The organism is Streptomyces sp. NPDC001714 (assembly GCF_042892755.1).
Classification (GTDB): domain Bacteria; phylum Actinomycetota; class Actinomycetes; order Streptomycetales; family Streptomycetaceae; genus Streptomyces.
Window position 1 is genome coordinate 358,202 of record NZ_JBIAUL010000006.1, and the last position, 20,291, is coordinate 378,492.

Genomic DNA, 20,291 nt, shown 5'->3' on the forward strand with positions numbered 1-20,291 from the left:
CGGTCGTCGGCACCGCCATTTGCGTGGTTTTTAAGCCACCGTCAGCTGTCCGTGAGTCGCCCTTGACTGGATCATGAAGTGTCATGAGCCTGGCAGGAGTTCGCCGCCGTGGCGAACCACTGCTAGGGGGGTTCATGAGACACAGAGCGAGATCGATCCTCGCTGTCGGCGCGCTCCTGATCGGCGGAGCCGCACTCGCGCCCATGGCCCAGGCGCAGACCGGGAGTCCGGCGAAACCCGACCCCGACCCGGTCAAGGTCTTCCACGCCGACGTCACCAAGAAACAGATTCCCCTCCTGCTCCAGGCCGGGCAGGACGGCAACGAACTCGGCGAACAGGTCACCGGATCAGGTAAGACGGAAGTCGAGCTGTACCTGACCGACCAGCAGGCGAAGAAGCTGGAGAAGCAGGGCGTCGACCTCACCGAGCACACGGTGTCGGCCAGGGCCGAGGCGCGGGTCGAGGGCGCCTCGCAGGGCGTGTTCCGCCCGTACAGCGGCAGTGGCGGGCTCGAGCAGGAGATCCTCGCGACCGCGCAGGCCAACCCCGGTCTCACCAAGGTCGAGTCCATCGGCAAGACCGTCGACGGCCAGGACATCCTCGCCCTCAAGCTGACCAAGGGTGCGAAGAAGTCGAAGGACGGCTCCAAGCCCTCCGTGCTGTACGTGTCCAACCAGCACGCCCGCGAGTGGATCACGCCGGAGATGACCCGCCGGCTGATGCACTACTACCTGGACAACTACAGCAGCGACAAGCGCATCAAGAAGATCGTCGACTCGACCGAACTGTGGTTCGTGCTGTCCGCCAACCCGGACGGCTACGACTACACCTTCCAGAACTCCGACACCCGCCTGTGGCGCAAGAACCTGCGGGACGTCAACGGCGACGGGGTCATCGGCACGGGCGACGGCGTCGACCTCAACCGCAACTTCGGCTACAAGTGGGGCTACGACGACGAGGGTTCGTCCCCCAACCCCACCAGTGAGACCTACCGCGGCACGAGCCCCGAGTCCGAGCCCGAGACCAAGGCGCTGGACGCCTTCGAGAAGCGGATCGGGTTCGCGTACGGCATCAACTACCACTCCGCCGCCGAGCTCCTCCTCTACGGCGTCGGCTGGCAGGTGGCCACCCCGACCCCGGACGACGTCCTCTACAAGGCGCTCGCCGGCACCCCGGACAACCCGGCGATCCCCGGCTACCACTCGCAGGTCTCCTCGGAGCTGTACACCACCAACGGCGAGGCGGACGGCCACGCGTCGAACGTCAACGGCATGGCGATGTTCACCCCCGAGATGTCGACCTGCCAGACGGCATCGAACATCGATCCGAACGACGCCTGGAACGCCGCCGACTGCCAGTCGGTCTTCAACTTCCCGGACGACGAGAAGCTGATCCAGGACGAGTTCGAGAAGAACATCCCCTTCGCGCTCTCCGTCGCCGAGACCGCCGCCCACCCCGACCAGCCGAGCTCCTCGGTCGGACTTGGCGCCGCGGATTTCACCCCGGCCACGTTCTCCACGTCGTACTCGCGCGGCGCCGACCAGGAGGTCTCCGTCGTCGTCCGCAAGGCGATCCGCGACAAGGAGCTCAGGTACCGCGTCAACGGCGGCCGCACCCGGGACAAGGCGCTCAAGGCCTGGAAGGGCGGCGAGACGTACGGCGGCGCCGACAACCTCTACTTCGACGAGTACCGGGCCAAGGTGAAGGACGGCGACCCGGGCGACAAGGTCGAGGTGTGGTTCACCGGTGAGACGAAGGGCGGCAAGAAGGTCTCCAGCGCGCACTTCACGTACACCGTCGCCGCGCGGGCCAAGGCGGACACCCTGGTGGTCGCCGAGGAGGGCGCCAAGGCCACCCAGGCGCAGACCTACGTCGACGCGCTGAAGGCCGCCGGGCACAAGGCGGTCGTCTGGGACGTCGCCACCCAGGGCGCACCCGACGCGCTGGGCGTGCTGAAGCACTTCAAGACGGTCGTCCACTACTCGGGCACCGCGGGCCCCGGCAACGACACCCAGCTCCAGCTGCGCGCCTACCTCAACGAGGGCGGCAAGCTGATCGAGGCGGGCGAGCTGGCCGGCGGCAGCGTCAAGCTCGCCGACGGCACCCCGTCGAACGACTTCAGCCAGTACTACCTGGGCGCCTACTCCCGTACGTCGACGCCCGGAGCCACCGGCTTCAACGGCTCCGGCACCCTGGACGGCTTCAGCGGGGCCCTGAGCGGTACGTCCGCCAATCCGCTCGACAAGGCCGGGACCTACGCCGTCACCTCCGACGAGCTCTCACCCGACACGTACCCGCAGTTCGCCAGCTCGGGCGCCGGCCAGTTCGCCGGGACCGTCAACCCGTACGGGCCGTACTCCGGGTCGTACATGGCCGCGGCGGTCCACACCGACGACGCCTACAAGCGCCTCACCCGCACCATCGACCTCACCGGCGCCACCGCGTCCCAGCAGCCGACCCTCAGCGCCAGGCTGCTGTGGGACACCGAACCCGGCTACGACCACGCGGTCGTCGAGGCGCACGTCGTGGGCAGCGACGACTGGACGACCCTGCCGGACAAGAACGGCGCCACCAGCAGCACCGTGCCGAGCGAGTGCGGGGCGGGCTTCCTGATCGCCGAGCACCCGTGGCTCAAGCACTACCTGACCATCGCCGACAACCAGTGCACCGCGAGCGGCACGAGCGGCACCTGGAACAGCTTCACCGGCAGCTCGGCGGGCTGGCAGCCGGTGAGCTTCGACCTGAGCGCCTACGCCGGGAAGTCCGTCGAGATCTCCATCGGCTACATCACCGACCCGGGCACCGGCGGGCACGGCGTCCTCGTCGACGACGCCTCGCTCGTGCTCGGCGGCACGGCCACCGAGACCGAGGGCTTCGAGACCTCCCTCGGTGCCTGGAGCGTCGCCGGACCGCCCGCGGGCAGCCCGGCCGTCCTCAAGGACTGGGAGCGCACCGGCGCCCTGTTCAAGACCTACGGAGCGGTCACCACCGACCGCACCGTGCTGCTCGGTTTCGGCCTGGAACAGGTCGGTTCCGCGGCCGATCGTGCCGCTCTGGTGAAGAAGGCGTTGACAGCACTCGACAACTGACCCCGAGGGCATGCGACAAGTGAGCCGACCCGCTCACGAACGAGTGAAAGCGCGGTAAAAACAGGTCGGCATCAACTGACAAAACGGTGCAAAACGACCCCCGATCCGAGGCGGTCCGTACCCCTACTGGCGGGTACGGACCGCCTCGCCGTGTATGGGGCATCTGGATGTCACCACGGGAGCCTCAGGGAGGTAGGGTCGTGGGTGGTCGGGGACATCCCAAACACAGCTCGCCGGCACCGCATGGCCGGCGTACCAACGAGGAGATCGGTTCGTGACGATCCGCGTAGGCATCAACGGCTTCGGTCGTATCGGTCGCAACTACTTCCGCGCGCTGCTGGAGCAGGGCGCTGACATCGAGATCGTGGCTGTCAACGACCTGGGTGACACCGCGACCACCGCGCACCTGCTGAAGTACGACACGATCCTCGGCCGCCTCAAGGCCGAGGTGTCGCACACCGCCGACACGATCACCGTCGACGGTCACACCATCAAGGTGCTGTCCGAGCGCAACCCCGCCGACATCCCGTGGGGCGAGCTGGGCGTCGACATCGTCATCGAGTCGACCGGCATCTTCACGAAGAAGGCCGACGCCGAGAAGCACATCGCCGGCGGCGCCAAGAAGGTCCTCATCTCGGCTCCGGCCAAGGACGAGGACATCACCATCGTGATGGGCGTCAACCAGGACAAGTACGACCCGGCGAACCACCACGTCATCTCCAACGCCTCCTGCACCACCAACTGTGTGGCGCCGATGGCGAAGGTGCTCGACGAGAACTTCGGCATCGTCAAGGGCCTGATGACGACGGTGCACGCGTACACCAACGACCAGCGCATCCTGGACTTCCCGCACAAGGACCTGCGTCGCGCGCGTGCCGCCGCCGAGAACATCATCCCGACCACCACGGGTGCCGCCAAGGCCACCGCGCTGGTCCTCCCGCAGCTCAAGGGCAAGCTGGACGGCATCGCCATGCGCGTCCCGGTCCCGACCGGCTCCGCCACCGACCTGGTCGTGACGCTGCAGCGCGAGGTCACCAAGGACGAGGTCAACGCCGCGTTCAAGAAGGCCTCCGAGGACGGCGACCTGAAGGGCTACCTGGCGTACACCGAGGACGAGATCGTCTCCTCGGACATCGTCAGCGACCCGGCGTCCTGCACCTTCGACTCCTCCCTGACCATGGTCCAGGAGGGCAACACGGTGAAGGTCCTCGGCTGGTACGACAACGAGTGGGGCTACTCCAACCGCCTCGTCGACCTCACGGTCTTCGTCGGCGAACAGCTCTGATCGGCCGAACAGGCACCGCGATGCGGTAGCAGGGCTCGGGCAGCGCACGGTCGTGCCGCCCGGGCCCTGACGCACGTAAGGATCGACCCGACCGCATACGGTTCGATCAGTCCTCGTACGATCAAGAGCCCTCCTGTAGGAGTCCCCAACCATGAAGACGATCGACGAACTCCTCACCGAAGGGGTCGACGGCAAGCGGGTCTTCGTCCGCGCCGACCTCAACGTGCCGATGGCCGACGGTCTCATCACCGACGACGGCCGCATCCGTGCCGTCCTGCCCACCGTCAAGGCCCTGGCCGACGCGGGCGCCAAGGTGGTCGTCGCCTCCCACCTGGGCCGGCCCAAGGGCGCCCCGGACCCGAAGTTCTCCCTGCTCCAGGCCGCCGAGCGGCTCGGTGAACTGCTCGACGCCCCGGTCGCGTTCGCCCAGGACACCGTCGGCCCCGCCGCCCACGACGCGGTGAACGGCCTCCAGCCCGGCCAGGTCGCGGTCATCGAGAACCTGCGCTTCAACGCCGGCGAGACCGCCAAGGACGACACCGAGCGCGGCGAGTTCGCCGACCGGCTCGCCGCCCTCGCGGACGTCTACGTCGGCGACGGCTTCGGCGCCGTGCACCGCAAGCACGCCTCCGTCTACGACCTCCCGGCCCGGCTGCCGCACTACGCCGGCTACCTGATCGCCACCGAGGTCGGCGTCCTGAAGAAGCTCACCGAGGACGTCCAGCGGCCGTACGTCGTCGTGCTCGGCGGTGCCAAGGTCTCCGACAAGCTCGCCGTGATCGACCAGCTGCTCGGCAAGGCCGACCGCATCCTCGTCGGCGGCGGCATGGTGTACACCTTCCTCAAGGCCAAGGGCTACGAGGTCGGCAGCTCCCTCCTCCAGGAGGACCAGCTCGCGACCGTCACCGAGTACCTCGAGCGCGCCGAGAAGACCGGCGTCGAGATCGTGCTGCCCGTCGACACCCTGGTCGCCCCCGAGTTCCCGGACCTGTCGGCCAAGGCTTCCACCAACCCCGACACGGTCCCCGCGGACGCCATGCCGGCCGGCCAGATGGGCCTGGACATCGGCCCGGAGACCGCCAAGCTGTACGCCTCGAAGCTCGCCGACGCCGCCACCGTCTTCTGGAACGGCCCCATGGGCGTCTTCGAGCACCCCGACTACGCCGCGGGCACCCGGGCGGTCGCCCAGGCCCTCGTCGAGTCCAAGGGCTTCACCGTCGTCGGCGGCGGGGACTCCGCAGCCGCCGTGCGCATCCTCGGCTTCGACGAGAACGCGTTCGGACACATCTCGACCGGTGGCGGCGCCTCCCTCGAATACCTCGAGGGCAAGACGCTCCCCGGCCTCGCCGCACTGGAGGACTGACCCACATGGCCGCATCTATTTCTTCCGGGCGCACGCCGATCATGGCGGGCAACTGGAAGATGAACCTCAACCACCTCGAGGCCATCGCGCACGTCCAGAAGCTGGCCTTCGCCCTGGCCGACAAGGACTACGAGGCCGTCGAGGTCGCCGTCCTGCCGCCCTTCACCGACCTGCGTTCCGTGCAGACCCTGGTCGACGGCGACAAGCTCAAGATCAAGTACGGCGCCCAGGACCTCTCGGCGCACGACTCCGGTGCCTACACCGGCGAGATCTCGGGCCCCATGCTGGCCAAGCTGAAGTGCACGTACGTGGTCATCGGCCACTCCGAGCGCCGCCAGTACCACGCCGAGACCGACGAGATCGTGAACGCCAAGGTCAAGGCGGCCTACAAGCACGGTCTGACCCCGATCCTGTGCGTCGGCGAGGAGCTGGACGTCCGCGAGGCGGGCAACCACGTCTCCCACACCCTCGACCAGGTCGAGGGCGGCCTCAAGGACCTCCCGGCCGAGCAGGCCGAGACCGTCGTGATCGCCTACGAGCCCGTGTGGGCCATCGGCACCGGCAAGGTCTGCGGCGCCGCGGACGCCCAGGAGGTCTGCGCCGCGATCCGCGCCAAGCTCGCCGAGCTGTACAGCCAGGAGCTGGCCGACCAGGTCCGCATCCAGTACGGCGGCTCCGTCAAGGCGGGCAACGTGGCCGAGATCATGGCGCAGGCCGACATCGACGGCGCCCTGGTCGGCGGTGCCTCGCTGGACGCGGACGAATTCGTCAAGATCGTGCGCTTCCGCGATCAGTGATCGGGCCGAGCGAGTAGGCCCAGGGGACGATCCGTCGTACCCTTGCGGGGACAAGGTGGCTTGCCGCTTTGTCCCCGTGGTTCACCACAGTCGTTCATCCGAATCCGAGAGAGTTGGTCCAGCCGTGGTTTTGGGGTTCTCGATCGCCCTGATCGTCTTCAGCCTGCTGCTGATGCTGCTGGTGCTGATGCACAAGGGCAAGGGCGGCGGCCTCTCCGACATGTTCGGTGGCGGTATGCAGTCCTCCGTCGGCGGCTCCTCGGTCGCCGAGCGGAACCTGGACCGGATCACCCTGGTGGTCGGTCTGCTGTGGCTCGCGTGCATCATCGTCCTCGGCATTGTGATGAAGACGAACAGCTGATCCGCGACTCGCACACACGCACAATCTGTACGTAAGGCCCCATGTTCGGTACGCGCACCTGAGCGCGGCCTATCATGGGGCTTGCGTCTAGGTGCGGGGCGGTAACTCCCACCACTGGACGCGCGTTGGGCCTTACGTAGACTGAGGCGCTCGCAACGAAGCGACACGCCGACTCGCTTCGCGGCACCATCACGCAGGGAGTTACGACCGTGGCAAGTGGCAACGCGATCCGAGGTAGCCGGGTCGGGGCGGGGCCGATGGGCGAGGCCGAGCGCGGTGAGTCCGCGCCCCGTCTGCGCATCTCCTTCTGGTGCTCCAACGGGCACGAGACGCAGCCGAGTTTCGCCAGCGACGCGCAGGTGCCCGAGACCTGGGACTGCCCGCGCTGCGGCTTCCCGGCCGGTCAGGACCGGGACAACCCGCCGGACCCGCCGCGCACCGAGCCGTACAAGACGCACCTCGCGTACGTACGGGAGCGGCGCAGCGACGCGGACGGCGAGGCGATCCTCGCCGAGGCGCTCGCCAAACTGCGGGGCGAGATCTAGAAGTTGGGACCGGCCGGGTGCCCATGAGGCGCCTGGCCGGAGCTGTCTCCGCGGCCCGGGCCGGGTACACGTCCGGCCCGTTGTCAGTGGTGCCCTCTACGGTTCGTGTATCGGCGAATCGTGAGGGGGCGGCGGTGACGGTGGGCGAGGGGGCACCCGCGTGGCGCGGGGGATTCGGGCGGCTGTGGACGGCCGCCGTGGTCTCCCGGTTCGGAGACGCGTTACGGACGTCCGCGCTGCCTCTGCTGGCCGCGCGCCTGACCGACGACCCGCTCGCCATCGCCTCGGTGACCGCCTGCGGCTATGTGCCGTGGCTGCTGTTCGGCCTGCTCGGCGGTGCCGTCGCGGACCGGGTGGACCAGCGGCGCGCGATGTGGGCGGTGGACACGGTACGAGGCGTGCTCGTCGCCGCCTTCGCCCTCGCCGTGGCGCTCGGTCACGCCTCGATCCCCCTCCTGCTCCTGCTCGCCTTCGCGCTCACCACCCTGCAGACGCTCTTCGACAACGCCTCCACGGCCCTGCTGCCCTCCCTGGTGGACCGGCACGCCCTGGGCGGAGCCAACGCCCGGCTGATGACCGGCCAGCAGCTCGCCGGCGGCCTGCTCGGGGCCCCGTTCGTGCCGCTGCTCCTGACGGCCGGCGCGTTCATGCCCTTCGCGGCCGACGCGAGCACCTATCTCGCGGCCGCCGCCCTGGTCGCCTCGCTGCGGACCCGGCCGCCGGAGCGGGCGCCACGCCCGGCCGGCAGCACCCTGCGCGCGGAGATCGGCGAGGGGCTGCGCGCCCTGTGGCAGGACCGGGCCCTGCGGGCGACCTGCGTGGCCACCCTGCTCTGCAACATCGGCATGGGCGCCCTGATCGCCACCCTGGTGCTGCATGTCACGCGCTGGCTGCACGCCGGTACCGCCGGATACGCCGCGGCCATGACCGCGTACTCGGCCGGCAGCATCACCGGCGGTTTCCTCGCCCAGCGCATCGCCCGCCGCACCGGCCGGGTCCGGGCCCTGCTGGTCGCCGGGACCGTCCAGACGTCCTCCCTGCTGCTCATCGCCACCGTCCGGCACCTCGGCGCCCTCGTCGTCGGCATGCTGCTGCTCGGCGCGATGAACATGGTGTGGAACGTCAACCAGGTCACGCTGATGCAGCAACGCGCGCCCGAGTGGATGACCGGCCGGATCGCCGCCGCCTTCCGTACCTCCTCCACGTCCGGTGCGCCGGTCGGCGCCCTCCTCGGCGGAGCCGTCGCGAGAGCCTACGGCCTGAACGGGCCCGCGCTGCTGGCCGCCGTCCTCTTCGGCCTGGCCGTCACCTCGTTGATACCGGTGCGCCAGCCGGACGTACCTGTTGTTGCGCCGCGGGACAGCGCGACGGCAGGCCGTGCCCCGAGCTGATCAACTAGGTTGGAACGGCAGCGGCACAGGCACGCAACAGGACAGGTGCAAGGAAGAAGGCTGAAGTCGGAATGAACGCAGACGGCCGTACCAGGCTCAACCAGACGCCCGAGTGGACCGCCCTCGCCAAGCACCGGGAGGAGCTTTCCGAGACGCATCTGCGGGACCTGTTCGACGCCGACCCCGGACGCGGCGCGGGCTACACCCTCCAGGTCGGCGACCTCCACATCGACTACTCGAAGCACCTGGTCAACGACGAGACGCTGCGGCTGCTGCGCGAGCTGGCCGCCGCCACCGACGTGTTCGGGCTGCGGGACGCCATGTTCCGCGGCGAGAAGATCAACGTCACCGAGAACCGCGCGGTGCTGCACACCGCCCTGCGCGCCCCGCGTGACGCGGTGATCGAGGTCGACGGCGAGAACGTGGTGCCGCAGGTGCACGCGGTCCTGGACAAGATGAGCGACTTCGCCGACCGCGTCCGCTCCGGCGCCTGGACCGGCCACACCGGCAAGCGCATCAGGAACGTCGTCAACGTCGGCATCGGCGGCTCCGACCTCGGCCCGGCGATGGCCTACGAGGTGCTGCGCAGCTTCACCGACCGCGACCTCACGGTCCGCTTCGTCTCCAACGTCGACGGCGCCGACCTGCACGAGGCCACCCGCGACCTGGACGCGGCGGAGACGCTCTTCATCATCGCCTCCAAGACGTTCACCACCATCGAGACGATCACCAACGCCACCTCCGCCCGCAACTGGCTCCTCACCGAGCTGAAGGCTGGTCAGGAAGCGGTCGCCAAGCACTTCGTGGCCCTCTCCACGAACTCCGAGAAGGTCTCGGACTTCGGCATCGACACGGCCAACATGTTCGAGTTCTGGGACTGGGTCGGCGGCCGCTACTCCTACGACTCGGCGATCGGCCTCTCGCTGATGATCGCCATCGGCCCGGACCGCTTCCGCGAGATGCTCGGCGGCTTCCACCTGGTCGACGAGCACTTCCGCACCGCCCCCGCCGAGTCCAACGTGCCCCTCCTCCTGGGCCTGTTGGGCATCTGGTACGGCAACTTCCACGACGCCCAGTCGCACGCGGTGCTGCCGTACTCCCACTACCTGTCCAAGTTCACCGCCTACCTCCAGCAGCTCGACATGGAGTCCAACGGCAAGTACGTGGCGCGCGACGGCAAGGAGGTCGACTGGCAGACCGGCCCGGTCGTCTGGGGCACGCCGGGCACCAACGGGCAGCACGCGTACTACCAGTTGATCCACCAGGGCACCAAGCTGATCCCGGCGGACTTCATCGGCTTCGCCGAGCCGGTCGCCGAGCTGAGCGGTGAACTCAAGGCACAGCACGACCTGCTGATGGCGAACTTCTTCGCCCAGACCCAGGCGCTGGCCTTCGGCAAGACCGCCGACGAGGTCCGCGCGGAGGGCGTCCCCGAGGAGCAGGTCCCGCACCGCACCTTCAAGGGCAACCACCCGACGACGACCATCCTCGCGAAGGAACTCACCCCGTCGGTCCTCGGCCAGCTCGTCGCCCTCTACGAGCACAAGGTGTTCACCCAGGGCGCAGTCTGGAACATCGACTCCTTCGACCAGTGGGGCGTGGAACTCGGCAAGGTCCTCGCCAAGCGCGTGGAACCCGCGCTGACGGAGGGCGCGGAGGTACCCGGCCTGGACGCGTCGACGAAGGCGCTGGTGGCCAAGTACCGGGAGCTGCGCGGGCGGTAGGCCCGGTCATGAGAGAACCCGTACAGCCGTGGTGGCCGTACGGGTTCTCTGTCAGTACTTCGTCACGCCGAAGCCGGCGGATACAGCGACCGCGGCAGCTGGGAGGCCGCCGTCGAGTCCAGCAGCCACAGGGTGCGCTGGCGGCCCTGGGCGCCCGCTGCCGGGGCCTGGATCTCGCCCGCGCCGGAGAGGGCGATGGCGACGGCCTCGGCCTTGTCCTCGCCCGCCGCAAGCAGCCAGACCTCGCGGGCCGAGCGGATGGCGGGGAGGGTGAGGGAGACGCGGGTCGGCGGCGGCTTGGGGGCGCCGTGGACGCCGACCACCGTGCGTTCCGTCTCGCGGACCGCGGGGAGCTCCGGGAACAGCGAGGCCACGTGGGTGTCCGGGCCGACGCCCAGCATCAGGACGTCGAAGGTGGGCACCGAGCCGTGGTTCTCGGGGCCGGCCGCGCGGGCCAGCTCCGCCGCGTAGGCCTCGGCCGCCGCGTCCACGTCCGCGCCCCAGGGGCCGTCCGACGCGGGCATGGCGTGCACGCGCTTCGGGTCCACCGGGACCTGGTCGAGCAGGGCGTCTCGGGCCTGGGTGACGTTGCGCTCCGGGTCGCCCTCGGGCAGGAAGCGCTCGTCGCCCCACCAGAGGTCGAGCCGGCCCCAGTCGATGGCGTCCCGGGCCGGGGCCGCCGCCAGGGCCGTCAGCAGGCCGTTGCCGTTGCGGCCGCCCGTGAGGACCACGGACGCCTCGCCCCGGGAGGCCTGGGCGTCCACGATCTTGGTGATCAGACGGGCCGCGGCGGCCTGCGCCATCAGCTCCTTGTCACGGTGCACGACCAGCTGGGGAGTGCTCATGTCGCCTTCGCCCTCTTCTTCAGCGGCGGCCTTTCCTGCGGTGCCGCTTCTGTCGTGGGAACCTCGGCAGCGGCCTGGGGGGCTGCTGCCGCGTGGGTGACCGGTTCTCCTTTGGGTGAAGCCTCCGGATCCGAGGTCTCCGGTACCGGTTCCGTGGCCGGGGAGGCCGACGCGTTCAGGCGCTCCACGCCGAACCGCAGCGCGGACGCGTAGGTGTCGTCCGGGTCGAGCCGGCGCAGTTCCTCCGCGATCAGCTCGGCCGTGTCGCGCCGCTTCAGCGCCACCGCACGGTCCGGCTGACCGTCGATGGACAGGGTGGCCAGGGAGCCGTCCGCGCGGTCGAGCGCGATCGCGCCCTCGCTGGTGGCGAGGCGGACCGCGGTCAGGCCGGGGCCGGCCGAGAGGGAGCGCTTGACGGGGACGTCCAGCCGGTCCGCGAGCCACATCGCCAGCAGCTCGCAGCTCGGGTTGAACTCCTCGCCCTCCACCTCGACGGCCTTGACCTCGCAGACCACCTGGTCCAGGGCGGCCGCCAGCATCGAGCGCCAGGGCGTGATCCGGGTCCAGGACAGGTCCGTGTCGCCGGGGGTGTAGGCGTCCGCGCGGGCGGACAGCTCCCGTACCGGCTGCTCGGAGGAGTAGGTGTCGGTGACCCGGCGCTGGGCGAGGGCGCCCAGCGGGTCCTTCGCCGGGTCGAGCGGGGCGTTCACCGGCCACCAGACGACGACCGGCGCGTCCGGCAGCAGCAGCGGCAGCACGACCGAGTCGGCGTGGTCGGCGACCTCGCCGTACAGCCGTAGCACCACCGTCTCGCCGGAGCCGGCGTCCGCGCCCACCCGGACCTCGGCGTCCAGGCGGGACGCGGTACGGTCGCGGGGGGAGCGGGAGACGCGCTTGATGACCACCAGCGTGCGCGAGGGGTGCTCGTGCGAGGCGTCGCCGGCGGCCTTGAGGGCGTCGTAGGCGTTCTCCTCGTCGGTGACGATGACGAGGGTGAGCACCATGCCCACCGCAGGGGTGCCGATGGCCCGGCGACCCTCCACCAGCGCCTTGTTGACCTTGCCGGCCGTGGTGTCCGTGAGGTCTATCTTCATGGGCGGCGCCAGCTCCGTCCGTCTCGTGCCAGCATCTCGTCGGCCTCGGCGGGGCCCCAGGTGCCGGACTTGTACTGGGCGGGCCTGCCGTGCGTGTCCCAGTACGTCTCGATCGGGTCGAGGATCTTCCAGGACAGCTCGACCTCCTCCGTGCGCGGGAAGAGGTTGGAGTCGCCGAGCAGCACGTCCAGGATCAGCCGCTCGTACGCCTCCGGCGAGGACTCGGTGAAGGACTCGCCGTAGGCGAAGTCCATCGACACGTCCCGGATCTCCATCGAGGTGCCGGGCACCTTGGAGCCGAAGCGGACGGTGACGCCCTCGTCGGGCTGGACGCGGATGACGATCGCGTTCTGCCCGAGTTCCTCGGTGGCCGTCTGGTCGAAGGGGGAGTGCGGCGCCCGCTGGAAGACCACCGCGATCTCGGTGACGCGGCGGCCGAGGCGCTTGCCGGTGCGCAGGTAGAAGGGGACGCCCGCCCAGCGGCGGTTGTCGATCCCCAGCTTCACGGCGGCGTAGGTGTCGGTCTTCGACTTGGGGTTGATGCCGTCCTCTTCGAGGTAGCCGATGACCTTCTCGCCGCCCTGCCAGCCGGCCGCGTACTGGCCGCGCACGGTCGACCTGCCGAGGTCCTTGGGCAGCCGTACGGCGCCGAGCACCTTCTCCTTCTCCGCGGCGAGCGCGTCCGCGTCGAAGGAGGCCGGCTCCTCCATGGCGGTGAGGGCCATGAGCTGGAGCAGGTGGTTCTGGATGACGTCACGGGCCGAGCCGATGCCGTCGTAGTAGCCCGCGCGGCCGCCGATGCCGATGTCCTCGGCCATGGTGATCTGCACGTGGTCCACGAAGGACCGGTTCCAGATCGGCTCGTACATGGTGTTGGCGAAGCGCAGCGCCAGGATGTTCTGGACGGTCTCCTTGCCGAGGTAGTGGTCGATCCGGAACACCTGGTCCGGTTCGAACACCTCGTGCACGACCTTGTTGAGCTCCTCGGCCGACTTCAGGTCGTGGCCGAAGGGCTTCTCGATGACCGCGCGCCGCCAGGAGCCGCCGGACTGGTCGGCCAGGCCGTGCTTCTTCAGCTGCTGGATGACCACCGGGAAGGAGCGCGGAGGTACGGAGAGGTAGAAGGCGAAGTTGCCGCCCGTGCCCTGCGCCTTGTCCAGCTCCTCGATGGTGGAGCGCAGGCGCTCGAACGCGTCGTCGTCGTCGAAGGTGCCCTGGACGAAGCGCATCCCCTGGATGAGCTGCTGCCAGACCTCCTCGCGGAACGGGGTGCGGGCGTGTTCCTTGACGGCGTCGTGGACCTCGGCGGCGAAGTCCTCGTTGGCCCACTCGCGGCGGGCGAAGCCGACCAGGGAGAAGCCCGGCGGCAGCAGACCCCGGTTGGCGAGGTCGTAGACGGCGGGCATGAGCTTCTTGCGGGAGAGGTCGCCCGTGACGCCGAAGATGACCAGGCCCGACGGCCCCGCGATACGCGGGAGCCGTCGGTCGGCGGGGTCACGCAGCGGGTTGCTGCTTGACAAGATGTCAGCCCTCCGAGGGGGCCAGGCGCTCCAGCTCCGCCTGGGTCGACTTGAGCAGGTCGTTCCAGGACGCCTCGAACTTCTCGACGCCCTCGTCCTCCAGAACCTGGACCACGTCGTCGTACGAGATCCCGAGCGCCTCGACGGCGTCGAGGTCGGCGCGGGCCTGCTCGTACGTGCCGGTGATCGTGTCGCCGGTGATCTCGCCGTGGTCCTCGACCGCGAGGAGGGTGGCCTCCGGCATGGTGTTCACCGTGTTCGGCGCCACCAGGTCGACGACGTACAGGGTGTCCTTGTAGGCCGGGTCCTTCACGCCGGTGGAGGCCCACAGCGGACGCTGCTTGCGGGCGCCCGCGTTCTCCAGCGCCTGCCAGCGGCCGGAGGAGAAGACCTCCTCGTAGGCCTGGTAGGCGAGCCGGGCGTTGGCGACGGCGGCCTTGCCGCGCAGCGCCTTGGCCTCGTCGGTGCCCACCTCGTTCAGGCGCTTGTCGACCTCGGTGTCCACGCGGGACACGAAGAACGACGCCACCGAACGGATGAGCGACAGGTCCAGGCCGCGTTCCTTGGCCTTCTCCAGGCCGGTCAGGTAGGCGTCCATGACCTTGCGGTAACGCTCGAGCGAGAAGATCAGCGTGACGTTGACGCTGATGCCGAGGCCGATGACCTCGGCGATCGCCGGCAGACCCGCCTCGGTGGCCGGGATCTTGATGAGCGTGTTGGGGCGGTCCACCAGCCAGGCCAGCTGCTTGGCCTCGGCGACGGTCGCCTTGGTGTTGTGCGCGAGGCGCGGGTCGACCTCGATCGACACCCGGCCGTCCTGGCCGTCGGTCGCGTCGAACACCGGGCGCAGGATGTCGGCGGCGTCGCGGACGTCCGCCGTGGTGATCATGCGGATGGCCTCTTCGACGGTCACCTTGCGGGCGGCGAGGTCGGAAACCTGCTGCTCGTAGCCGTCGCCCGAAGAGATCGCCTTCTGGAAGATCGTCGGGTTGGTGGTGACGCCCACGACGTGCTGCTGGTCGATCAGCTCGGCGAGGTTGCCGGACGTGATCCGCTTGCGCGACAGGTCGTCCAGCCAGATCGCGACGCCTTCCTCGGAGAGGCGCTTGAGTGCGTCTGTCATGGAATTACATCTCCTACGTGTCGTATATGAGCGTCAGCGCTGGGCGGCGGCGATGGATTCCCGGGCCTTGGCGGCCACGTTCTCGGCAGTGAAGCCGAACTCGCGGAAGAGCACCTTGCCGTCGGCGGAAGCACCGAAGTGCTCCAGGGAAACGATGCGGCCGGCGTCCCCGACGTACTTGTGCCAGGTGAGACCGATACCCGCCTCGACCGACACCCGTGCCTTGACGGACGGCGGCAGGACGCTGTCCCGGTACCCCTGGTCCTGCTCCTCGAACCACTCCACGCACGGCATGGACACGACGCGCGTGGGCACGCCGTCGGCCTCCAGCTGCTCGCGCGCCTCGACGGCGACGTGCACCTCGGAGCCGGTCGCGACGAGGATGACCTCGGGGGTCCCGCCCGACGCCTCGAACAGGACGTAACCGCCCTTGACCGTGTCCTCGTTGGACTCGTACACCGGCACGCCCTGACGGGTCAGCGCCAGGCCGTGCGGAGCGCCCTTGCCGAAGACCTTCGTGTAGCGCCGGAGGATCTCGCGCCAGGCGATCGCGGTCTCGTTGGCGTCGGCGGGACGCACGACGTTCAGACCGGGGATGGCGCGCAGCGAGGCGAGGTGCTCGACCGGCTGGTGGGTGGGGCCGTCCTCGCCGAGACCGATGGAGTCGTGGGTCCACACGTAGGTCACCGGCAGGTGCATCAGCGCCGACAGCCGCACCGAGTTGCGCATGTAGTCGGAGAAGACGAGGAACGTCCCCCCGTAGACACGGGTGTTGCCGTGCAGGGTGATGCCGTTCATCTCCGCGGCCATGGAGTGCTCGCGGATACCGAAGTGGATGGTGCGGCCGTAGGGGTCCGCGCCCGGCAGCGGGTTGTCCGCCGGCAGGAACGAGCTGTCCTTGTCGATGGTCGTGTTGTTCGACCCGGCGAGGTCGGCGGAACCGCCCCACAGCTCCGGGATCACCGCGCCGAGCGCCTGGAGCACCTTGCCGGAGGCCGCACGGGTCGCGACAGCCTTGCCGGGCTCGAAGACCGGGATCTTCTCCTCCCAGCCCTTGGGCAGCTCACCCGCGGCGATGCGGTCGAAGTCGGCGGCCCGCTCGGCGTTGTTGTCCCGCCACAGCTGGAACGACTTCTCCCACTCAGCCTTCGCCGCGGCACCGCGCTCCCCGGCCTTCCGGGTGTGGGCGATGACCTCCTCGGCGACGTCGAAGCTCTTCTCCGGGTCGAAGCCCAGGACGCGCTTGGTGGCCGCGACCTCGTCGTCGCCCAGCGCCGAGCCGTGCGCGGCCTCGGTGTTCTGCGCGTTCGGGGCGGGCCAGGCGATGATCGAGCGCATCGCGATGAAGGACGGCTTGTCCGTCACCTTCTTCGCGGCCTCGATCGCGTTGTAGATGGCGTGCGGGTCCAGGTCGCCGTCCGGCTTCGGCGCGATCCGCTGCACGTGCCAGCCGTACGCCTCGTACCGCTTGACGGTGTCCTCGGAGACGGCCGTCTCGGTGTCGCCCTCGATCGAGATGTGGTTGTCGTCCCACAGCAGGACCAGGTTGCCGAGCTTCTGGTGGCCGGCCATCGAGGACGCCTCGGCGGAGATGCCCTCCTGGAGGCAGCCGTCACCGGCGATGCAGTAGATGTAGTGGTCGAACGGCGACTCGCCCTGCGGCGCGTCCGGGTCGAACAGACCGCGCTCGTAGCGGGCGGCCATGGCCATGCCCACCGCGTTGGCGACACCCTGGCCCAGCGGACCCGTGGTGGTCTCCACACCCTTGGTGTGGCCGTACTCCGGGTGACCGGGGGTCTTCGAGCCCCAGGTGCGGAAGGCTTCGAGGTCTGCCAGCTCCAGACCGAAGCCGGCCAGGTAGAGCTGCGTGTAGAGGGTCAGCGACGAGTGACCGGCGGACAGCACGAAGCGGTCGCGGCCCACCCAGTCGGGGTCGGACGGGTCGTGCCGCATCACCTTCTGGAAGAGGGTGTAAGCGGCCGGCGCCAGGCTCATCGCCGTACCCGGATGGCCGTTGCCGACCTTCTGTACGGCATCGGCGGCCAGGACGCGGGCGGTGTCTACGGCCCGCTGGTCCAACTCGGTCCAGTCGAGGTCTGTGGTGGTCGGCTTGGTGCTCACCCTGGGTCAGGGCTCCTCTCCACATGTTCGGTTACCGGTCGCCCGGGCACACGCCCGCACCGGCTGCCGGTGCACTGGGTGCCCACCGGCCGTTGTCGAGCCTACCCCCGTAAGGACGTGCATTTTTTCGAGTGTTTCCAGACTGCCGGGACTCTCGGGGATCCGCCTCCCGACTGGCCGAGAAGGCATTCGGCACATGAATACGGAACCGCTCATCTGACTGCTCAATCGAGCCACCCCACCCCTCTCCCGAGACGCCCGCCAACACGACCCCACCCCCGCGAAGGTCGGGGTATGGGCAACGTCTAAAGTGGCGTGGTACGCGCGAGCCTTTACCGTGAGTTCACACGGCGGGGCTCGCTGGGAGTCTCTGTCAGGGGTGTGCGTGACGGCCGTCGAATCCCGTCCTGGGGGCACCTCCCAGGCCCTTAAGGCACTGGGGGAGGGGGTGCTCGGTGCGAGCGAGAGCCCGAGCCACCGGCCGTTCGGGGCCCGTGTCAAAGCTTTCGTGGCGCTGACCAAGCCACGGATCATCGAGCTGCTGCTCATCACCACCGTTCCGGTGATGTTCCTGGCGCAGCAGGGTGTGCCCGACCTGACGCTGGTGCTGCTCACCTGCGTCGGCGGCTACCTCTCGGCGGGCGGCGCCAACGCGCTGAACATGTACATCGACCGGGACATCGACGCGCTGATGGACCGGACCTCGCAGCGTCCGCTGGTGACCGGCATGGTCAGCCCGCGCGAGTGCCTCGCCTTCGGCATCACCCTGGCGGTCGTCTCCACCCTGCTGTTCGGTTTCACCGTCAACTGGCTGAGCGCCTGGCTGTCACTCGGAGCGCTGCTCTTCTACGTCGTCGTCTACACGATGATCCTCAAGCGCCGTACCTCGCAGAACATCGTCTGGGGCGGTATCGCCGGCTGTCTGCCGGTGCTGATCGGCTGGTCGGCCGTCACGGACTCCATGTCGTGGGCGCCGATCATCCTCTTCCTCGTCATGTTCTTCTGGACGCCGCCGCACTACTGGCCGCTGTCCATGAAGGTGAAGGACGACTACGCGCGCGTGGGCGTGCCGATGCTGCCGGTCGTCGCCTCCAACAAGGTGGTCGCCAAGCAGATCGTCGTCTACAGCTGGGTGATGGTCGGCGTCTCCCTGCTCCTCACCCCCCTCGGCTACACCGGCTGGTTCTACACGCTGGTCGCCCTGGTGGCGGGCGGCTGGTGGCTGTGGGAGGCGCACGGGTTGCAGAACCGCGCGAAGGCGGAGGTGACGGGCGCGAAGCTCAAGGAGATGCGCCTGTTCCACTGGTCCATCACCTATGTCTCCCTGCTCTTCGTGGCCGTGGCGGTCGACCCCTTCCTGCGCTGACGCAGGTCACATCGCCCTGCCCTCGCCAGTGGATCTACTCGTGAGTAGCATCCTGTCCATGGCAGACACGCAGCAGGTTGACACCCAGCAGGTTGACCAGAAGGCCGAGCGCAAGGTGGCGCGCCTCGCCAAGCGGATCGACTCCTTCGCGAAGGCCCACGGCGGCGCCGAGGGCCAGGTGGCCTACATCGGCGAACGCGGCGCCCGCATCGTCCTCGTCGGCGAGGACGGCGGCTGGGGCGACCTGGTGGCCCCGACGTACGAGATCGCCGAGCAGGCCGTCGCCAAGTCCGGCATCACGGTCCACGAGTCCTTCGACGGCGAGTTCGCGGCGAAGATCCAGACGGGGCCCTACGAGTGGAAGCGGATGGCCGGCATTCAGATCGGCGGCTGATCCCGGGCCCCGTCAGGGGCGCGGGACTCTGATGTGCGGCACCGCCGCGTGGGCGCGAACAACCCCCACCGGCCCGCGCCCGAAGAACCACCGCACCCCGCGACTTCGATCCCGTTCACCCGTTAAGACGGTTAAGCAACCGTCGTCCACGGGGAGCCCGGATGATCGAAACGCCGTCCCTGGTGGACCAGTACTGCCACGGCGTCCTCCGTACGGAGCTCGGCCTCGGCACCTTCGAGGCCCAGCTCGCCCGCACCGAAGGCCCCCCGGCCGCAGGCACCACCCTCTTCGACACCCAGACCGGTTTCGCGGTACGGCGCTGGTGCCCCCCGCTCCTGGACCTGGAACCCCACTGCGCACCGGCCCACTACCTGGCCCGGCGCCGCGAACTCGGCGTCCTGGAGACCGGCCGCCGTCTCCTGCGGGGCAGCGGCATCACCACCTACCTCGTCGACACCGGCCTGCCCGGCGACCTCACCGGCCCGGCCGAGATGGCCTCGACCGGCGACGCGCAGGCCCGCGAGATCGTCCGTCTGGAACTCCTCGCCGAGCAGGTCGCCGACACCTCCGGCACCGTCGAGTCGTTCCTCGCCAACCTCGCCGAGTCGGTGCACGGCGCGGCGGCGAACGCGGTCGCCTTCACCTCCGTCGCCGGTCTCCGGCACGGCCTGGCCCTGGCCCCCGAACCCCCCGGCCCCGGCGAGGTGCGAGGCGCGGCCGGCCGCTGGCTTGCGGACCGCCCGGTCGGCGGCGAGCTGACCGACCCCGTCCTGCTCCGGCACCTGCTCTGGATCGCCGTGGCCTCCGGCCTCCCCCTCCAGCTGCACGCGGGCCTCGGCGAGCCGGGCGCCCGGATCGACCGCACCGACCCGGTCCTGCTCACCGACTTCGTCCGGGCCACCGCGGGCCTCGGCACCGACCTGGTCCTTCTGCACGGCTACCCCTACCACCGCCACGCCGCCCACCTCGCCGGCGTCTTCCCGCACGTGTACGCCGACTCGGGCGCGGCCCTGGTCCGCACCGGCGCCCGCGCCGCGACGATCCTCGCCGAGATCCTGGAACTGGCCCCCTTCGGCAAGATCCTCTTCTCCAGCGGCGCCCACGGCCTGCCCGAGCTGCACGTGGTCGGCGCCCGCCTCTTCCGCGAGTCCCTCGCCCGGGTCCTGGGCACCTGGGTCGCGCAGGACGCGTGGTCCCTGGGCGACGCCCAGCGGGTGGCCGGACTGATCGCGGCGGGGAACGCGAAACGGGTGTACGGGCTGGAGTGAGCTGT

At 69.5% G+C, this 20,291-nt stretch carries 16 protein-coding genes; 11 read left to right on the forward strand and 5 right to left on the reverse strand.

Annotation, left to right across the window (positions count from 1 at the left end):
* Positions 1 to 134 precede the first annotated feature (134 nt).
* The 8 genes from ACFY0P_RS18445 to pgi all read left to right on the forward strand — a co-directional run bounded on the left by ACFY0P_RS18445 (position 135) and on the right by pgi (position 10,555).
* Positions 135 to 3,089 carry a M14 family zinc carboxypeptidase gene (locus tag ACFY0P_RS18445; protein ID WP_388913607.1) on the forward strand — a complete coding sequence of 985 codons (2,955 nt, stop codon included), beginning with the start codon at positions 135 to 137 and terminating at the stop codon, positions 3,087 to 3,089.
* Positions 3,090 to 3,363: 274 nt separating this feature from the next.
* On the forward strand, positions 3,364 to 4,374 hold the full coding sequence (gene gap, locus ACFY0P_RS18450) for a type I glyceraldehyde-3-phosphate dehydrogenase (RefSeq protein ID WP_181806329.1): 1,011 nt from the start codon (positions 3,364 to 3,366) through the stop codon (positions 4,372 to 4,374).
* 151 nt (positions 4,375 to 4,525) lie between these two features.
* Positions 4,526 to 5,737, forward strand: a complete 1,212-nt coding sequence (locus tag ACFY0P_RS18455) for a phosphoglycerate kinase (protein ID WP_388913610.1) — start codon at positions 4,526 to 4,528, stop codon at positions 5,735 to 5,737.
* A 41-nt stretch (positions 5,738 to 5,778) separates the two neighbouring features.
* Entirely contained in the window at positions 5,779 to 6,534 is a 756-nt protein-coding gene (gene tpiA / locus ACFY0P_RS18460; protein WP_388914155.1) for a triose-phosphate isomerase, read from the forward strand.
* A 130-nt stretch (positions 6,535 to 6,664) separates the two neighbouring features.
* On the forward strand, positions 6,665 to 6,895 hold the full coding sequence (gene secG, locus ACFY0P_RS18465; RefSeq protein WP_388914158.1) for a preprotein translocase subunit SecG: 231 nt from the start codon (positions 6,665 to 6,667) through the stop codon (positions 6,893 to 6,895).
* Positions 6,896 to 7,104: 209 nt separating this feature from the next.
* On the forward strand, positions 7,105 to 7,440 hold the full coding sequence (locus tag ACFY0P_RS18470) for an RNA polymerase-binding protein RbpA (RefSeq protein ID WP_003976875.1): 336 nt from the start codon (positions 7,105 to 7,107) through the stop codon (positions 7,438 to 7,440).
* Positions 7,441 to 7,637: 197 nt separating this feature from the next.
* A complete protein-coding gene (locus ACFY0P_RS18475) occupies positions 7,638 to 8,831 on the forward strand; it encodes an MFS transporter (RefSeq protein WP_388914161.1) in 1,194 nt (397 codons plus the stop codon).
* 71 nt (positions 8,832 to 8,902) lie between these two features.
* On the forward strand, positions 8,903 to 10,555 hold the full coding sequence (gene pgi / locus ACFY0P_RS18480; protein ID WP_388913613.1) for a glucose-6-phosphate isomerase: 1,653 nt from the start codon (positions 8,903 to 8,905) through the stop codon (positions 10,553 to 10,555).
* A gap of 62 nt (positions 10,556 to 10,617) precedes the next feature.
* Here the strand turns inward: pgi and pgl are convergent, their stop codons facing one another.
* The 5 genes from pgl to tkt are packed head-to-tail and all read right to left on the reverse strand — an operon-like array spanning position 10,618 to position 17,258.
* On the reverse strand, positions 10,618 to 11,400 hold the full coding sequence (gene pgl / locus ACFY0P_RS18485; RefSeq protein WP_388913616.1) for a 6-phosphogluconolactonase: 783 nt from the start codon (positions 11,398 to 11,400) through the stop codon (positions 10,618 to 10,620).
* On the reverse strand, positions 11,397 to 12,494 hold the full coding sequence (gene opcA / locus ACFY0P_RS18490; RefSeq protein WP_388913619.1) for a glucose-6-phosphate dehydrogenase assembly protein OpcA: 1,098 nt from the start codon (positions 12,492 to 12,494) through the stop codon (positions 11,397 to 11,399). Before opcA ends, pgl begins: the two co-directional genes overlap by 4 nt.
* Positions 12,491 to 14,014 (reverse strand): glucose-6-phosphate dehydrogenase, encoded by a 1,524-nt coding sequence (zwf, locus tag ACFY0P_RS18495; RefSeq protein ID WP_388913622.1) that lies wholly within the window; start codon positions 14,012 to 14,014, stop codon positions 12,491 to 12,493. Before zwf ends, opcA begins: the two co-directional genes overlap by 4 nt.
* 4 nt (positions 14,015 to 14,018) lie before the next feature.
* Positions 14,019 to 15,137, reverse strand: coding sequence for a transaldolase (tal, locus tag ACFY0P_RS18500; protein WP_388913625.1), 1,119 nt, complete (start codon positions 15,135 to 15,137; stop codon positions 14,019 to 14,021).
* A 33-nt stretch (positions 15,138 to 15,170) separates the two neighbouring features.
* Complete coding sequence (gene tkt, locus ACFY0P_RS18505; protein ID WP_388913628.1) at positions 15,171 to 17,258, reverse strand: transketolase; 2,088 nt, start codon at positions 17,256 to 17,258, stop codon at positions 15,171 to 15,173.
* Positions 17,259 to 17,637: 379 nt separating this feature from the next.
* On the opposite strand from tkt, the gene ACFY0P_RS18510 reads away from it, so the two are divergent.
* The 3 genes from ACFY0P_RS18510 (at position 17,638) to ACFY0P_RS18520 (ending at position 20,286) form a co-directional block, all read left to right on the forward strand.
* Positions 17,638 to 18,624 (forward strand): heme o synthase, encoded by a 987-nt coding sequence (locus ACFY0P_RS18510; protein WP_388913631.1) that lies wholly within the window; start codon positions 17,638 to 17,640, stop codon positions 18,622 to 18,624.
* Positions 18,625 to 18,682: 58 nt separating this feature from the next.
* Positions 18,683 to 19,018 carry a hypothetical protein gene (locus ACFY0P_RS18515; protein WP_388913633.1) on the forward strand — a complete coding sequence of 112 codons (336 nt, stop codon included), beginning with the start codon at positions 18,683 to 18,685 and terminating at the stop codon, positions 19,016 to 19,018.
* A gap of 161 nt (positions 19,019 to 19,179) precedes the next feature.
* Complete coding sequence (locus tag ACFY0P_RS18520; protein WP_388913635.1) at positions 19,180 to 20,286, forward strand: amidohydrolase family protein; 1,107 nt, start codon at positions 19,180 to 19,182, stop codon at positions 20,284 to 20,286.
* Positions 20,287 to 20,291 lie beyond the last annotated feature (5 nt).

Excerpts from the sequence above, each read along its gene's own strand:
- tpiA (WP_388914155.1), top strand. The coding sequence starts at position 5,779 with ATGGCGGGCAACTGGAAGATGAACCTCAACCACCTCGAGGCCATCGCG.
- ACFY0P_RS18520 (WP_388913635.1), top strand. The coding sequence starts at position 19,180 with ATGATCGAAACGCCGTCCCTGGTGGACCAGTACTGCCACGGCGTCCTC.
- ACFY0P_RS18515 (WP_388913633.1), top strand. The coding sequence starts at position 18,683 with ATGGCAGACACGCAGCAGGTTGACACCCAGCAGGTTGACCAGAAGGCC.
- pgi (WP_388913613.1), top strand. The coding sequence starts at position 8,903 with ATGAACGCAGACGGCCGTACCAGGCTCAACCAGACGCCCGAGTGGACC.
- tal (WP_388913625.1), bottom strand. The coding sequence starts at position 15,137 with ATGACAGACGCACTCAAGCGCCTCTCCGAGGAAGGCGTCGCGATCTGG.
- pgl (WP_388913616.1), bottom strand. The coding sequence starts at position 11,400 with ATGAGCACTCCCCAGCTGGTCGTGCACCGTGACAAGGAGCTGATGGCG.
- ACFY0P_RS18455 (WP_388913610.1), top strand. The coding sequence starts at position 4,526 with ATGAAGACGATCGACGAACTCCTCACCGAAGGGGTCGACGGCAAGCGG.
- opcA (WP_388913619.1), bottom strand. The coding sequence starts at position 12,494 with ATGAAGATAGACCTCACGGACACCACGGCCGGCAAGGTCAACAAGGCG.
- ACFY0P_RS18445 (WP_388913607.1), top strand. The coding sequence starts at position 135 with ATGAGACACAGAGCGAGATCGATCCTCGCTGTCGGCGCGCTCCTGATC.